Annotated in this window: 18 protein-coding genes; 12 read left to right on the top strand and 6 right to left on the bottom strand. The window is 36.0% G+C overall.

The genetic code is table 11. The features are described 5' to 3' along the window. The first annotated feature begins 297 nt into the window (after positions 1-297). Genes JNUCC51_RS14275 through JNUCC51_RS14285 form a run of 3 tightly spaced genes read left to right on the top strand, consistent with a single transcriptional unit; the run spans position 298 to position 1906 of the window. Complete coding sequence (locus JNUCC51_RS14275; RefSeq protein ID WP_337988611.1) at positions 298-807, top strand: RNA polymerase sigma factor; 510 nt, start codon at positions 298-300, stop codon at positions 805-807. Continuing rightward, positions 807-1352: a hypothetical protein gene (locus JNUCC51_RS14280; protein ID WP_337988612.1), complete on the top strand. Its 546-nt coding sequence runs from the start codon at positions 807-809 to the stop codon at positions 1350-1352. The genes JNUCC51_RS14275 and JNUCC51_RS14280 overlap by 1 nt, the downstream gene beginning before the upstream one ends. Continuing rightward, complete coding sequence (locus tag JNUCC51_RS14285) at positions 1352-1906, top strand: hypothetical protein (RefSeq protein WP_337988613.1); 555 nt, start codon at positions 1352-1354, stop codon at positions 1904-1906. The genes JNUCC51_RS14280 and JNUCC51_RS14285 overlap by 1 nt, the downstream gene beginning before the upstream one ends. A 37-nt stretch (positions 1907-1943) precedes the next feature. Here the strand turns inward: JNUCC51_RS14285 and JNUCC51_RS14290 are convergent, their stop codons facing one another. After that, positions 1944-2954: an IS3 family transposase gene (locus tag JNUCC51_RS14290; protein WP_337992168.1), complete on the bottom strand. Its 1011-nt coding sequence runs from the start codon at positions 2952-2954 to the stop codon at positions 1944-1946. Then, entirely contained in the window at positions 2849-3274 is a 426-nt protein-coding gene (locus JNUCC51_RS14295) for an HTH domain-containing protein (protein ID WP_337988614.1), read from the bottom strand. The genes JNUCC51_RS14290 and JNUCC51_RS14295 overlap by 106 nt, the downstream gene beginning before the upstream one ends. A gap of 335 nt (positions 3275-3609) precedes the next feature. On the opposite strand from JNUCC51_RS14295, the gene JNUCC51_RS14300 reads away from it, so the two are divergent. The 7 genes from JNUCC51_RS14300 (at position 3610) to JNUCC51_RS14330 (ending at position 12533) form a co-directional block, all read left to right on the top strand. Beyond that, positions 3610-4782: a glycosyl hydrolase family 18 protein gene (locus JNUCC51_RS14300; protein ID WP_443137002.1), complete on the top strand. Its 1173-nt coding sequence runs from the start codon at positions 3610-3612 to the stop codon at positions 4780-4782. 195 nt (positions 4783-4977) lie between these two features. Further along, positions 4978-7206: a YcdB/YcdC domain-containing protein gene (locus JNUCC51_RS14305; protein ID WP_337988615.1), complete on the top strand. Its 2229-nt coding sequence runs from the start codon at positions 4978-4980 to the stop codon at positions 7204-7206. 181 nt (positions 7207-7387) lie between these two features. Continuing rightward, a complete protein-coding gene (locus JNUCC51_RS14310) occupies positions 7388-9613 on the top strand; it encodes a YcdB/YcdC domain-containing protein (RefSeq protein ID WP_337988616.1) in 2226 nt (741 codons plus the stop codon). A 158-nt stretch (positions 9614-9771) separates the two neighbouring features. After that, positions 9772-10206 carry a MarR family winged helix-turn-helix transcriptional regulator gene (locus tag JNUCC51_RS14315; RefSeq protein WP_100544986.1) on the top strand — a complete coding sequence of 145 codons (435 nt, stop codon included), beginning with the start codon at positions 9772-9774 and terminating at the stop codon, positions 10204-10206. A gap of 50 nt (positions 10207-10256) precedes the next feature. Next, entirely contained in the window at positions 10257-11240 is a 984-nt protein-coding gene (locus JNUCC51_RS14320) for a ring-cleaving dioxygenase (protein ID WP_337988617.1), read from the top strand. A 70-nt stretch (positions 11241-11310) separates the two neighbouring features. Next, positions 11311-11928 (top strand): nitroreductase family protein, encoded by a 618-nt coding sequence (locus tag JNUCC51_RS14325; protein ID WP_134024984.1) that lies wholly within the window; start codon positions 11311-11313, stop codon positions 11926-11928. 62 nt (positions 11929-11990) lie between these two features. Beyond that, positions 11991-12533, top strand: coding sequence for an NADPH-dependent FMN reductase (locus tag JNUCC51_RS14330; RefSeq protein WP_337988618.1), 543 nt, complete (start codon positions 11991-11993; stop codon positions 12531-12533). A gap of 140 nt (positions 12534-12673) precedes the next feature. Here the strand turns inward: JNUCC51_RS14330 and JNUCC51_RS14335 are convergent, their stop codons facing one another. From JNUCC51_RS14335 to JNUCC51_RS14350, 4 genes are all read right to left on the bottom strand, one after another. Beyond that, entirely contained in the window at positions 12674-13270 is a 597-nt protein-coding gene (locus tag JNUCC51_RS14335; protein WP_049667822.1) for a biotin transporter BioY, read from the bottom strand. A gap of 272 nt (positions 13271-13542) precedes the next feature. Continuing rightward, on the bottom strand, positions 13543-13857 hold the full coding sequence (locus tag JNUCC51_RS14340; protein ID WP_337988619.1) for a DMT family transporter: 315 nt from the start codon (positions 13855-13857) through the stop codon (positions 13543-13545). Next, complete coding sequence (locus JNUCC51_RS14345) at positions 13857-14210, bottom strand: DMT family transporter (protein ID WP_337988620.1); 354 nt, start codon at positions 14208-14210, stop codon at positions 13857-13859. The genes JNUCC51_RS14340 and JNUCC51_RS14345 overlap by 1 nt, the downstream gene beginning before the upstream one ends. A 65-nt stretch (positions 14211-14275) precedes the next feature. After that, complete coding sequence (locus JNUCC51_RS14350; protein WP_337988621.1) at positions 14276-14854, bottom strand: TetR/AcrR family transcriptional regulator; 579 nt, start codon at positions 14852-14854, stop codon at positions 14276-14278. Between the two features lie 147 nt (positions 14855-15001). On the opposite strand from JNUCC51_RS14350, the gene JNUCC51_RS14355 reads away from it, so the two are divergent. Further along, complete coding sequence (locus tag JNUCC51_RS14355) at positions 15002-15172, top strand: hypothetical protein (protein WP_337988622.1); 171 nt, start codon at positions 15002-15004, stop codon at positions 15170-15172. 69 nt (positions 15173-15241) lie between these two features. Beyond that, positions 15242-16408, top strand: a complete 1167-nt coding sequence (locus JNUCC51_RS14360; RefSeq protein ID WP_337992238.1) for an endonuclease Q family protein — start codon at positions 15242-15244, stop codon at positions 16406-16408. Positions 16409-16482 lie beyond the last annotated feature (74 nt).

Raw genomic sequence — 16482 nt, forward strand, 5'->3', positions numbered from 1 at the left:
ATAAAATAGAGCAACATGCCAGAAGCTACATGCTAAGTAAAATGGTTGATTGTAGTAGAGACTAGACACCCACAGGAAAGCGTCAGATGGTATAACTTCGCTAATTCCTCCACAATGATACTACGCATATTAATTATAGGATGACTTCCCTCATGATCGATACTACCAACATGTGCAATATTTACAACGATGCAAACAATGAAAAGTAAGCTAGTTGTGTAAAAAAAAATTGGGAAAAGTGTAACAAATAATTAGTTGCGACGACTTATATGTAAGTGTAGAAAGTGGGGTGAAGTTTTGCACCAGGATATATTTAAAATTGAACATTTGTACGATTGTTATCATCGTGATGTGTATCATTTTGCGCTTTATTATACAAATAGCAAACAAGAGGCAGAGGATATTACGCAAGAAACGTTTTTTAAAGCGATTAAGCAGTTACATAATTTGAAGGATAAAGATAAAGTAAAAACTTGGATTTTATCAATTGCACGAAATACAGCAGTAGATCTACATAGAAGACAGAAAATTAAGCGTTTATTAACAAAAAAACTTAGCATGCAGCCCTTATTAAGGGAAGTGCCAAAGCCTTTAGAGATTGTGGTGAAGAATGAGCAATGGCAGACAGTACAAGAAGCATTAATGACATTAAAATCACATGATCGGACAATTATTATTTGCAGAATGCTAAAAGACTACACAATACAAGAAACAGCTGCGATTTTAGGTATCTCGGAAGTCAAGGCACGAGTTGATTTTCATCGAGCAATGGCGCGACTTCGAAAAAAGGTAGGGAGGGATGATTGATGGAAGAACGTGATCACGAATTATTTGAGGCACTAAAAAAACGCCCTGATAAAGATCCAGATATAGTTTTCTCAAATCAATTACGTCAAAAGCTTGAAAAGACTCATATAAAGAAGACAAAAAGATTTTCTATCGCAACCATACTAACCGTTCCAGTGACGATAGCTACTCTTCTATTTGTATTCAGCATTGGGACTGGGCAATCGTTCCATTTAAAAAATGTAGCACAATTAACCATCCATCTGGAAAAAGACCTTACTAATATAGTGTGTATGTTCCTTATGCTTACGCTCTCATTGTTTATTTTGCTCGTTTATTACAAAGGACTTATGAAGGGAAGACTTGTCTACATGACATTTTCTTTATCTTTCTTGGCATGGGTAGGGAACTTAATATATGCAGAGCATCAAAATATGGATGAACCTATTGTACAACCAAGCTATAACGAAACCTACGATAATACGAGTAAGCAATATCATATAGATGAAATTCAACAGGAACAGGATAACTATCTGATGAAAAAAAATGAGGGGGGTATGAAATAATGAAAAATCCTTACAATCATTTATTAAACGGTGTGTGCTTGGTTTTTGTAGATTCAAGTTTTTTCGGATTACCGGATATCTTCCCAGATTTTATTGGCTATATATTTTTTGCATATGGTATTCACTTACTGCCAACGTTCCATAATTTAAAGCGTTGGTCGAAAAACTTCGCTATTATTTTGGCGGTAATGTCATTTTTCGTGGAGCTAGGTCAATGGCTAGGATATAGTATACTGGGGGAAATTGGTATACAGTTTATGCGATTTTTATTCATCATCTTTATGTATTGGGTTTTTCAATTACTATTACACATTCATAATAATAAACCTCTTGAAGTTAAAACATTTAAAACTTATCAGAAATTCATGGCATTTATGCTTTGCGGTTTTACCATACAGGCATTTTCAATAAATGTTGAAACAAGTATGCGAGAAAATGTTCATTTTATAGGTTCTTTACTACAATTGTTTGCTTATTTTTTATTTATATTCTATTATCGAGCGTGTCATAAATTCTATAAAGAAATTAATGAAAAAAAGGTTCATTCGCTGTAATAATATGTACCCTTTGTAAAGGACATTTTAAAAAAGGTTAGGCAACTTTCTGAAGCTGCTGTCTGTATTTTGCAGGCGGCAGCTTATTTAAATTCCATTGCCCTCGATAATGATTGTAGTAAATCATATAACTCTTAATTTCTTTCTTTACTTCTTCTATCGTTTCACATGCTCTAATAGTTGTTTCATCTTTAAAATGTCCAAAGAATGATTCTTGTGGCGCATTATCCCAACAATTTCCTCGACGTGACATGGACTGCCCCAAGCCAATTTTCTTTACTAAGGCTTGGAACTTTGGATTAGTATAGTGGAAACCTTGATCCGAATGGATAAAGGCATCTTCCCTTAAATGGCGATGCTTCTTCAATTTATGTAACGTGTTGAGCGCAATTTCTATACTCAACGTAGAAGATACTTCATAAGCTAAAATTTCATTTGTTTCAGCGTCTTTTATCGTTGATAAATAAGCACGTTGACCACCGCCATATGTTAAATATGTGATATCGGTTAGTAATACTTTCCCTGCTACACCTTGCTTGAAGTTACGGTCTAATTTGTTAGGACATGTGCGATGTTCCTTTGTTGCTTTTGCCATACGACGTGCTGGATTCGCTTTTCGAATAGGGCAAACAATATTAAATTTCTTCATAATGCGACGGATACGCTTGAGGTTGTACGTAATTTCATATTGGTTTTCGAGTGTCATTTTTATTTGACGTGCACCTTTCTTTCGTCCTCGGAAATGAAAGGCCTTCAAAATAACTTCTTTTACCACTTCATCTGCTTCATTCTGTTTTTGACGAGTTAAGACAGCTTCTTCACTAAAATAGCGATAGTAGCCTGAGCGTGAAACATTTGCGATTGCACAAAGATATCCTATCATTCGTTTTAATTGATATTTTTCAATTATTTGATGGATTAATTCAAATTTTTGTGCAGTACTTATTTTGATTTCTTCCTCATCAGCTGCCTTTCGAGTTGATCTAGCTTTTTTAAAAGTTCGTTTTCTGCTTCTAATAATTTCATCTTCGCCTCTAAGCGAACGTATTTTTCTTCTAAACTTAATTCACGCTCTAAAGGGCGACCTGAAGCATGTTTTCTGGCATCTTCTAAACCCGATAACCCATGCTCTTTATAAGCCATACGCCAACGATTCGAAGCTCTCCGAATACGCGCTGGACCAAGGGCTTCAATATCAAAACCTGCCTCAAGGAAAATTTCACTTGGATATTTTCCTTTATCGTATTCATCAATAAAAAATTCTTTAAATTCATCTGTATAAGTAATGGCTTTTGCGCTTACCGTTTTAACGTATGGATTTAATTTTAATTGCGCCTGTTGTTGTTTCGAAAGTAAATTTTTAGTCATACTATTAACCACCGCTCGTTTTTTCTTCATTATAAAACAAAAATACCCTATAAGATGACCTTTTTGAAAGTGTCTATCTTATAGGGTACATATTATAACAAGCGATGAATCTTTTTTTGTTTTAGGGAATAGGTGCTTACTAAGCAATGACATCTTTTCCCTTCCTAATTCATAAGCTTTATAGGTGTGATTTTATCAAGCTAGAAGGAGGCACTGACATTCAAATACATGTTGTTCGGGCAGGAGAGTCCTTATGGAGTATTGCGCAGTCATACGGGACAACAGTTCAAAGAATTGTAGATGCCAATCAAATTCCTGAACCAAATCGGTTAGTTATAGGGCAAGCTCTTGTAATACCGATTGTCGGAAATTTCTATTATGTGCAGTCAGGAGATAGTCTATATTCGATCGGCCAACGCTTTGGCATAAATTATTTAACACTTGCTCAGATGAACAATATTAGTCCGAGTCAACCTTTATCGATTGGTATGCGACTTTATATTCCACCTCAACCAAAAACAAGAGCTGAAACATTGGCATATTTAGAGCCGAGAGGGACATTCGTTAGTGAGGCATTACTAAGTCAAGCAAAAGAAGCGGGTCCATTTTTAACTTATCTAGCTTTATTTAGCTATGAGGCAAGGCGAGATGGAACGCTTAAGGTACCACCGAGTCAAGGTGTGGCGCAAATTGCAAATGATACAGGTGCTTCTCTAGCAATGGTTGTCTCAAATTTGGAGAATTTTAGTTTTAGCGGTGATTTGGCGCGAGATATTTTCCAAAGTACAGCCGTACAGGATTTACTCTTCAATAATATTCTTGAAGAGGCAAAGCGTTTAGGAACCGTTAAAGACATTCATTTTGATTTTGAGAATTTGCCAGGCGATCAACGAGAAGCATATAACAACTTTTTAAGGAGAGCGGTGAGTCGATTCCATCCACAGGGATATACCGTATCGACAGCGCTAGCTCCAAAAACAAGTGCTAGTGAGCGAGGTCCATGGACGGAGGCGCATGATTATAAAGCACATGGAGAAATAGTGGATTTTGTCATGTTAATGACTTATGAATGGGGTTATTCTGCAGGGCCACCTATGGCAGTATCGCCACTTCCAGAGGTAGAAGAGGTTGTTAAATATGCAGTCAGTGAGATACCTCGGAACAAAATTATTCTTGGACAGAATTTATATGGGTATGACTGGACATTACCTTTTGTACAGGGGGGGCCAAATGCAGAAGCGGTTAGTCCACAAAGAGCAATCGAGATTGCTAAGAAATATAATGCTGCTATCCAGTTTGATTTGAGATCTCAAGCACCGTTCTTTGAATACTATGATGAGCAAGGTAAAGCACATGTGGTGTGGTTCGAGGATGCAAGATCCATTCAAGCGAAGTTTAATTTAATCAAACGGTATAAACTTCGAGGAGTAGGCTATTGGAAGTTGGGTCTACCATTCCCTCAAAATTGGTTATTAATCGGATCAAACTTTGATGTAGTAAAGAAATAAGAAATAAGAAATAAGAAACTTTTGGGAGCAATCAATTTCGCCTTGGTGTAGCTGACGTTTTGCTTTTACACTGAAAAATTTATAGCTCTATGTTCATTTAATTTCTTATAAAAATAAATAATCCGAGAACATAATTTCCATTTATGGAAATATATATATTATAATTGTAGGAAACAATAATCTAGGAGGGGTATTTTGGGGAGATTTAAAAAATTAGGTATCATACTAACATCTACTGCTTTTTCTGTTGGTGTACTTTCACCAATAGCACAAGCTTCAGTAAAGGTAAAAGAACCGCAAGAGAGAGTTGCAATTCAAATTGCTTCAACAGAAACAAAAGTAACGAAAAGTAAGCTTATTAAGCAATTAAATACATTATTCCCAGGCAAGTTCAATTTTGTAACAGAGAAAGATTTCTCGATGGGCCAAGGGCATTACTTTAATGATGATAAAACAGTACGATATGATTTAAGTTTCCATAAGGTAATAAATAACAAAGATGTCTATGGAGGTTTTACTTTTAAAGGCGAAGATTTAGAATTAGAAAATTTCTACTATCAACCTGTCAATATAGCAGATGCATTGTACCCAGTGAAGTATTCAGAGAGTGAGGCAAAAAAAATTGCCCAAGACTTCTTAAAGAAATTGCCGAACACTGCGAATTACAAACTTCGTGAAAACAATATCAATGGTAATTTTAATTTTAGTAGACCTTTATCTGAACCAATTACGTATTCATTCGCTTATTCACCTACACATAATGGTGTGCCACTTAGTAATCAGTTTATCGATATTACAGTTCTAGCAAATGGTGAAGTTACAAGTATGTATCGTAATACTGAGTCAACGAGTAAGGCTACCTTTGATAACTTAGATCAGAAAAAGAAAGAGTCAGACATACTTGCACAGGTTCGCGAAAATGTTTCAATAGATTTACGTTATATGATTGACTTTAACTACCAAACAGGCGAATCTATTGCTAAGCTTGTGTATACGCCTCCAACAAGCTTTAGTGGTGTGCATGCGATAAATGGGCAGTGGCAAACAATGCATGGTTTCACTTCTCAAGTACCAAAGACAAAAGGTGTAGAAAAACTAGCATCGCAACCACTAGAACCTAGAAAGAAGGGCATTACATTAGCAGAAGTTGAAGAGTTAGCAAAGTCATTTTTAAAAGTTGATTCTGACAAAGTAAAGCTACAACTTAATTCGGTTGATGAAAGAGAAAACGAAAATGGTGAGACAATTTATTCAGTGAATTATATGTATGAATCTGGAAGTAATGGCTATGGCTCTTCATTTGAAGTGAATAAGGCAACAGGTGAGATTATCAACTACTGGGATGTACGCAGAGAGTTCAATGAGAAAGATAGTAAAGTAGAACCAATTTCAAAAGAAGCAGCGTTAGCAAAGGCGATAGACTACTTAAAAGAGTGGGCTCCTTCTTATATTCATAACTATTCAAAACCAATAGAAGATACAGTATATGACAAACAAGGCGAACAGTATAACTTCTCCTTCCCACGTATCGTCAATGGCATTGCTGTAGTAGGGGATGAAATTTCTGTTGGTATTAGTGCAGATGGGAAATTAAGTGCTTTAAATGTTAGTTATCGAAAAGTTGATAATTGGCCGTCTGTAAACAAAGTTGTTCCTGCTGATAAAGCAAAAGCAACGTTCAGTAAGGGGCTAAAATTGGAGCTACAGTATGCAAAACAGGATGGAGAGGATAATCACCACTATGATTTAGTATACTCTCCAGTTTATAATGGAAGCTTGTTCAATAGTATTGATGCAACGACTGGTGAATGGCTTCAAAAAGTTGATGATTCTAAAGAAAAACCAGCCATTTCACATCCAACAGCAGGCGGAGAATTAACTTATTTATTACGCCAAAATGTGTTAGAGGTTAAAGACCCTGCACACTTTAATGCTGATACAGCTGTAACAAAAGGAGAAGCTTTGAAAATTTTAGTTAAATCCTTAACATACGGAAATGATTACGGTCCGTATGGGAGAGATGAAGATACACAATCCTTTAATAATATTGACAAAAAACATCCATTATACGGTATCGTTGAACAAGCTGTAAGAATGGGTATTTTACAACCAGCTAATCAATTTGCAGTAGATACAACATTGACTCGTCAAGAGCTTGCAGAATGGTTAGTACGTGTACTAAATTTAGAAAGTGCTGCTAAGCATAGTGACATTTACAAATTAAACTTTGCTGATGCAAGCTCAATTGACAAAGCGTACGCAGGTTATATTGCTTTAGCAAGTGCAATGGGACTAATTGATGCACAGCAAAATAAAAAATTCAATGCCACTGAAAAAGTGACGTATGCAGATTTGGCTATATCTACAGTTCGTCTAGCAAAGGCTATTAATGAGGAAAACAGTGGCCGCCGTTACTATTATTAAACGATAATTTATACATGAAAGGGCATCTCCTGATTTTAGGGGATGCCCTTTTTAACTGTGAAGATAAAATAGCCATATATCCATTCTATTTTCTAATAAAAATAAATAATCCGAAAACATCATTTCTATTTCTGGAAATGTATACTATAATAATGGTAAATGATAATATAGGAGGTATATTATGGTAAAATTTAAAAAGTTAGGAATTATATTAACGTCTACTGCTTTTTCTGTTGGTGTACTGTCACCAATGGCACAAGCTTCAGCAAATGTGAAAGAACCACAAGAGAGAGTTGCAATTCAAGTTGCTTCAACAGAAACAAAAGTAACGAAAAATATGCTTATTAAGCAATTGAATACACTATTCCCAGGCAAGTTCAATTTTGTAACAGAGAAAGATTTCTCGATGGGACAAGGACATTACTTTAATGATGATAAAACAGTGCGCTATGAATTAAATTTCCATAAGATAATAAATGGAAAAGACGCTCATGGTAGTTTTACTTTTAAAGGCGAAGATTTAGAAATAGAAAATTTCTACTATCAACCTGCAAATATAGCGGATGCATTGTACCCAGTAAAGTATTCAGAGGTGGAGGCAAAGAAAATTGCTCAAGACTTCCTAAAGAAATTGCCGAACACTGAGAATTACAAGCTTCGTGAAGACAGTATTTTTGGTGATTTTGATTCAAGCTTTATTAGACCATTAACTGAACCAATTTCGTATTCATTCACTTATTCACCAACACATAATGGTGTACTAATTAGTGATGAGTCTATTAATATTGCAGTTCTAGCGAATGGTGAAGTTACAAATATGTATCGTAATACCGAGTTAACTAGTAAGGCAACATTTGATAACTTAGAACAGAAAAAGAATGAGTCAGATATACTTGCACAAGTTCGCGAAAATTTGTCAGTAGATTTACGTTATATGGCTGACTATAATTACCAAACAGGTGAAGCTAGTGCTAAGCTTGTGTATATGCCGTCAACAGGCTTCAATGGTGTACATGCAATAAATGGGCAGTGGCGAACAATGAATGGTTTTACTTCTGAAGTACCAAAGGCAACAGCTGTAGAAAAACTTGCATCGCAACCACTTGCGCCTAGAAAGAAGGATATTACAGTAGCAGAAGTTGAAGAGTTAGCTAAATCTTTCTTAAAAGTTAATTCAGACAAAGTAAAGCTACAAATCGAATCAGTTAGTGAAAGAGAAAACGACAATGGCGAGACAATTTACGATGTGAATTATATGTATTATCATGGAAATGAAGGTTCGGGAACAACATTTGAAGTGAACAAGGCAACAGGTGAGATTACAGACTACTGGGATATTCGAAGAGATATCGAGGAGACAGATGATAAAGTAAAACCAATTTCAAAAGATGCTGCATTAGCAAAAGCGATCGACTATTTAAAAGAGTGGGCTCCTTCTTATATTCATAACTATTCAAAACCAATAGAAGATACAGCCTATGACAAATACAGCAAACAGTATTACTTCTCCTTCCCACGTATTGTCAATGGCATTGCGGTAGTAGGGGATGAAATTTCTGTTGGTATCAGTGCAGATGGGAAATTAAGTGCTTTACATGTTAATAATCGTAAGATTGATAATTGGCCGTCTGTAAACAAAGCTATTCCTGCTGATAAAGCGAAAGCAACGATCAGTGAGGGGTTAAAATTGGAGCTCCAGTATGCAAAACAGGATGGAGAGGATAATCACCACTATGACTTAGTATACTCTCCAGTTTATAATGGAAGCTTGTTCAATAATATCGATGCAACGACTGGTGAATGGCTTCAAAAAGTTGATGATTCTAAAGAAAAACCAGCCATTTCACATCCAACAGCTGGAGGAGAATTAACTTATTTACTACGCCAAAACGTGTTAGAGGTTAAAGACCCTGCACACTTTAATGCTGATACAGCTGTAACAAAGGGAGAAGCTTTAAAAATCTTAGTGAAATCATTATCATACGGATATGATTTTGGTCCGTATGGAAGAGACAACGATACGCAATCCTTTAATAATATTGACAAAAAGCATCCATTATACAATGTCGTTGAACAAGCGGTAAGAATGGGTATTTTACAGCCGGCGAATCAATTTGCAGCAGATACAACATTGACTCGTCAGGAGCTGGCAGAATGGTTAGTGCGTGTATTAAATTTGGAAAGTGTTGCTAAACATAGTGACATTTACAAATTAAACTTTACTGATGCAAGCTCAATTGACAAAGCGTACGCAGGTTATGTTGCTTTAGTGAGTGCAATGGGGCTAATTGATGGACAGCAAAATAAATTCAATGCTACTGAAAAAGTGACATATGCAGATTTGGCTGTATCTACAGTTCGTCTAGCGAAGACAGCCTATGAACAAAACAACGACCGCCGTTACTAGTAATTAATAATTTATAAATGAGAGGGCATCTCCTAAAGAGGGATGCCCTTTTTTGTAATAACAGTAAAGCAAAAGGATTGCTGTTTAGAAGTTTATATGTTATTATTATCTCGAATTAAAGATAAATTAATTCGAAGTAAATAGGAAGAGGGAGTCGTATGAAGGAAGACAATCGTAATTTAAAAGCCTTTACGGTATTGTTCCGAGCATATCAAACGATTCAAGATGCAACAAAGAGAGATTTACTTCAATACGATTTAAATCAAACCGAATTTTCAGTACTTGAGTTTTTATATCACCATGGTGAGCAACCAATCCAAGTGATTGGAAAGAAAATATTAATCGCAAGTAGTAGCATTACGTATGTTATTGATAAGCTCGAACAAAAAGGTTTTGTGTATCGACGTGCTTGCCCGAAGGATCGTCGTGTCACGTATGTTTTATTAACATATGAAGGACAAACGTTGATGGAAGAAATATTTCCAAAGCATGAACAAAAAATTAACGAGATTTTTGAAGTATTAGATCAACAGGAGATGGACACAATGATTCTGTCTCTGAAAAAGGTTGGTTTGAACGCAGTTAAAAAATAAAAAATTTTACGTATATATCTCGAAATCGAGATAAATGGGAGGAATAAAAAATGAATCATTTAAAAGGAATTCACCACGTTACTGCTATTACAAGTAGTGCGGAAGAGAATTATAAATTTTTTACTTATGTGTTAGGGATGCGATTAGTGAAAAAAACAGTTAATCAGGATGATATCCAAACATACCATTTATTCTTTGCAGATGATAAAGGTAGCGCTGGAACTGATATGACATTTTTCGATTTCCCAAACATCCCAAAAGGTGTTCATGGGACAAATGAAATTTCCAAAACGTCATTCCGCGTGCCTACAGATGCGGCATTGGACTATTGGGTAAAACGTTTTGATCGATTGAATGTTAAACATACGGGTATTAAAGAGCAGTTTGGCAAGAAAACTTTATCATTCGTCGATTTTGACGATCAGCAATATCAACTAATTTCTGATGAAAACAATACTGGTGTTGTTTCTGGCACTCCATGGCAAGATGGACCGATTCCACTTGAATATGCAATTACAGGCTTAGGTCCGGTTTTTGTAAGAGTTGCTAATTTTAAATATTTCAAAGAGGTGCTAGAAAAAGTGATGCTCTTTACAGAAATTGCAGAAGAAGGAGATTTCCATCTTTTCGAGGTTGGTGAAGGCGGAAACGGTGCACAAATCGTTGTAGAACTTAACACAGTTCTTCCAGTAGCTCGTCAAGGCTTCGGTACAGTACATCATGCTGCATTCCGCGTAGAGGATCGAGCTGTACTAAATGAATGGACTGAACGATTTGAAAGCTTTGGCTTCCATACTTCAGGTTACGTAAATCGTCACTTCTTCGAATCACTTTATGCACGTGTAGCACCACAAATTTTATTTGAGTTAGCTACTGATGGCCCAGGATTTATGGGGGATGAGCCTTATGAAACTTTAGGTGAAAAATTGTCGTTGCCACCATTTTTAGAGCCAAAGCGTGCACAAATTGAAGATCTTGTTCGCCCAATTGACACTGTAAGAAGTGAGATTACGTTCGATAAAGAATATGAGTAATACTTTTTATTCCAATCAGAGAACATAAGCTTCTACTGATTGGAAATTACATACTCTTGGGGGTTAGTAGATGGAATTTGCAAAGCTAATAGATAAGCGCCGATCAGCAAATAATTTTATAGAGGGCATCAAGATGAGTGAGGAAGATATACGTCCCATTTTGGAGGATGTTAAGCTCGCTCCATCCGCTTTTAATTTACAACATGCCGATTATATCGTTGTATTAGATGAAGAAAAAAAAGAAAAAGTAAGAGACGCAGCATACGGACAATATAAAGTGCACTCAGCTTCAGCGGTTATACTTGTTTTAGGAGATAAAGAAGCCTATAAAAATACTGCTACCCTTAATCAAGGGATGGTAGACTTAGGTATTATTAATGCTTGTGAATTAGAAAATATCGTTAATGAAAACACTAAATTTTATGAAGAACGTGGCGCTGAATTTATGAAGGATGAAGCCATTCGTAACGCTTCGCTTTCAGCTATGTTATTTATGCTAGCAGCCAAAAATCGCGGATGGGATACATGTCCAATGATCGGCTTTGATCAGCAACAAATGAGAGCTCTTTTTAATGTCCCAGAAACACATGAAATTGCACTAATGATTACAATAGGTAAGGAAAAAGAAAGTAGTCGCCGCTTGCGTGGTTACCGTAAACCGGTTGAGGAATTTGCAACCTATTATTAGAGCGGTATAAAATAAAACTGTTTACAAATAATAAAATTAATGCACATTTAGGAGGAAATATTGTGAAAGTAGTAGCAATCGTAGGTAGTATCCGTAAAGAATCTTATAATATGCAATTAGCAAAATTTGTTCAAAAGCGTTATGCAGAGAAAATTGACCTTGAAATATTAAGCTTAAATGATTTACCAATGTATAATCAAGATATCGAAAATGAAGCACCGCAGCCTGTACTTGATTTTAAAGCAAAAGTAAAAGCGGCAGATGCAGTTCTTTGGTTGACACCAGAATATAATGGTACAGTGCCAGGTGTTATGGTTAACGCCATCGATTGGTTATCTCGCGTTGATAAAGTAATGATTGGCAAACCATCATTCATGATGGGGGCATCAATGGGTAACTTAGGCACTGTTAAAGCACAATTACATTTACGAGATATTTTATTCTCACCTGGAGTAAACTCACCATTACTTAGTGGTAATGATGTTTATATTGGAGCAGTACACACTAAATTTGATACAGAAGGAAATTTAACAGACGAAAGTACTATCAAATTCCTAGATGTAGTTATTGATAACTTCTTAAACTGGATGAAAAAATACGTTTAAAAATAAAAAAATGTCCCATAAGTATAACAATATACTTATGGGGCATTTTTGCTTTATTAGATAGAGGTGAGAATTAGATCATCGGTCACCTCCGGAAAAGCACATAGCCTTAACGGAAATCACCCCGTGGTGAAAAGCTATTATTTAATCGGAATTATTTTTAACACCTTTTGAAGGCGGTATGCAAAAATACCTGCAAATATTGCTAAAATAATATCCTTTGGTAAAGGAGGCATCATCCAAACCCATGCTACCTTATAAGTGAAAGCATCAGGAGCACTAGCCCATAGCTTATAGGCAAAGTACATCCAATTTGTCCCTAGTAAGTAATTAATAGCTGTTGCAACTAATGCAGCAACCACATAGCTTTTCTTTGTTCCACTGCGCTCTACAATAAGCCCTGCGACAAATGCAGCTAATATAAAAGAAACAATGAAGCCAAATGTAGGGCTTAAAATTTGTCCAAAGCCTCCACCGAAACGGGCAAACACAGGTGCACCAGCTAAACCTATGCACATATAAACAGTACAAGCGAGTGCCCCTTTTCTACTACCAAGAATAAGTCCTGCTAAAATAGCAAAAAAAGTTTGCAATGTGATAGGTACGCCACCAACCATCATGAAAGGTACAATGGACGTAATATTAGCTCCTATCATCATCAATGTTGAAAATAGTCCAATGTATGCAAGATCGACAGTTCTTAATTTGTTATGCGTGTGTTCAGCAACTGTTGCCATTATTTCACCCCTAAAAAGTAATTTTGATAGTAATATTGTAAAAAAATAAACATTTTGTGTCAACTTAATGAATATAATTAGTTAACACAAAATGTTTATCTGTTTAATTTGATAACTTATTGTTAGTTATAGACTATAGAAACATCATAATTAAGAACAGATGCTGATGGTGTGATACCTTGTATTATGTGACCCTTAAAAGGGGAGGTCGATGCAAGGCCGACGCTGTCTCGACTGTAATGAGGCGTTCTATGATGATTTAGCAATCGTTCTTAAGATACTGCTTTTAATCCTGCCACACCAAAGATAATGGCGATTATACTAATAATTCGAGTCAGGTTTTTAGATTCACCGAAGAATATGATATTCACGAGAACTGCACCAACTGTACCAATACCAACCCATACTACATAGGCAATGCTTAACTGTAAATAGTTAAAGGATGCATATAATAGCACAAAGGATAGCCCAAAGCCGCCTAGATATATTATTAAATTTCGTATATTTTTTTCCTGACTATAAAAGCGTAAACCTACGACACCGACAATTTCTGAAAATGCAGCTAATAAAACAAGTATCCAACCCATTATGCATTAGCTCCTTTCTCTTCAACATGATCTTTTGAAGGGTTATCAGCTAAATTAAGACCAATAACACCCAGTACTAAAATAAACATGAAAATTCCTTTAATAGCATTAAACTCACCGTCAAAAATAAAAATGTCCATTAATGTTGTACCAATTGTACCGACCCCAGCAAAAGTCGCATAAACTGTGCCGGTAGGTAAGTTCTCACAGGCCTTCGATAAGAAATGGAAATCGATCGCAATTAGAGACACAATAATAATCCAATGCCACCAGGAATCAGCAACATTAAAACCAAATATCCAAAACAATTCAAACAAACTAGTTAATCCAACATAAATCCAATCTTTTTGCATAGTTAAATTCCTTTCTATCATAATGACTGACATTCAGTCATTTTTAGTGTAAAAGAGAACGTCACTTATGTGTGACGTAAATCGAGTGCATGATGTAAAAAGTCGAGGAGCTCAAGCTTTTGATGTCTAATTGTTTCTTCTTCACTGTCGTCATACAAATAAATTTGCTCAGCGGCAGATTCTATTAGACCGATTATAAGTTTAGAAGAACGTGTAGTATCTAGAGAAGCGCGTATCGTTCCTTGTTGTTGAGCTTCATATAAGAAATGATTCATCCATTCGTAATAGGGAGCATATATATTTTCCCATTCTTTCATATGCTCGGTTTGTGTAATACCGGCATAGATAAGTGCAAATACATCTCGATATTCCTCTGTTAGAGAAAAAACAATATCTACTACTTTTTCAAGTTGCTTTGCAAAAGGCTCTTGTTTTGAAACCCCATCATTAATAGCAGCAATAATTTTTTCAACCATAACCTTTGCGATGGCTGGCATAACTGAAAGACGTGATGGGAAATAAAGATAAAATGTCCCTTGCGCGATACCTGCAGCTTTTACGATATCTGAAACCTTTGTCTTTTCTATTCCTTTTTCACGGAAAACTTCAATTGCAGCTTGAATAATTTTCTCTTCTTTTGACATGAAATCCCTCGCTTTTGGCCTGCTTATTTAATATGTTACAAAATAGCTGAAATAAAGTCAAAGAAAATGACTGACAATCAGTCATTATTTTTCGTGTATATATGTTTCTTATTTAGGGAACTTTATTCATGAAAGGAATTGATGAAAATGGAAGAGATAAAAATTGCACAATTAGATCAGAAACAGCTTGAAAAAATTAATGAGCTAGAAAAGAACATTGGAGTGACATTAGTGGCGTATGATTCTTCGACAATGTCATCACAGGGCTCGGATGCCTTCGAGTCAAATAATAGTACTCACAGCAATCATCCATCATAATTAAGAGTAAAATACCTTACAGCAATGTGAGGTTTTTTTATTTCATTTGAAAATAGGAGGATTACAATGATGCAAGATTTCTATGCAGATTTACATATTCATATTGGACGCACTTTAAGTGGTCGTGCTGTTAAAATTACTGGCAGTAAAACGTTAACGTTAGCAAGAATTTTAGAGACTGCAAGTGCAAGAAAGGGACTAGATATTATCGGGATTATTGATTGTCATTCACCCGAAGTAATGGATGAAATGGCAGAGATGATTGATCAGGGAGAACTGAAGGAGCTAGAACATGGAGGGCTTCGTTTTCAAGAAACAACACTTATACCAGGTTCTGAAATTGAGATTTATGATCATCATTGCCATGGACCAATCCATGTACTCGCCTATTTTCCAACGCTTCTACTTATGAGGGAATTTTCAAATTGGATGTCTAATCATATGAAGAATATTCATTTAAGCTCTCAGCGCATTTATTGTGGTGGCCGAACATTACAGGAAAAGGTTCATGAATTAGGCGGGCTTTTTATTCCTGCTCATGTTTTTACCCCATTTAAAAGCTTATTTGGTAAAGGTGTGCATCGTAGTTTAACAGAAGTATTTGACCCTCAGCTTATAGATGCGATAGAGCTTGGTTTAAGCTCCGATACCAATATGGTGAGTAACATTAAAGAGCTGCAAGCATATACATTTGTCAGCAACTCTGATGCACATTCACTAGGAAAAATTGCACGTGAGTATCAAAAATTAAGACTATTAGATGCAAATTTTACAGAATTAAAGATGGCGCTTCATGAGCAAGAAGGTCGAGCAGTAATCGCCAATTATGGCTTAAACCCTTTGCTTGGAAAATATTATCAGACTGTCTGCGCAAAATGTGGCGAGCAGCTTAGCAATTTGGCCACAATCTGTACAAACTGTGAAAGCACGCAAATTATAAAAGGTGTTGCAACCCGTATTAAGGAGCTTTCAGAGCAAGTTACAGATAAACGTGCACGACCACCATATATACACCAAGTACCGCTAGACTTTATACCAGGATTAGGGCCAAAAATGATGGAACGATTAGTGCAAGCATTTGGTACAGAGATGAACATCTTACATCGAGTTACACTAGAACAGCTCGAACAAATCGTGCCTCCCAAAATTGCCAATATGATCGATTTAGCAAGAACGGGGCAATTGGCAATTGAAGTTGGTGGTGGCGGCATTTATGGAAAGGTTCAGCTAGAATAAAAAAAGGTTCATCACCATAGGCGCAGTTCACTGATCCCCAAGGAGTCGCCCAGCCGGAACAAAGACATGGCGTA

It is taken from the genome of Lysinibacillus sp. JNUCC 51, from assembly GCF_015999525.1.
In the GTDB taxonomy this organism is placed as follows: domain Bacteria; phylum Bacillota; class Bacilli; order Bacillales_A; family Planococcaceae; genus Lysinibacillus; species Lysinibacillus xylanilyticus.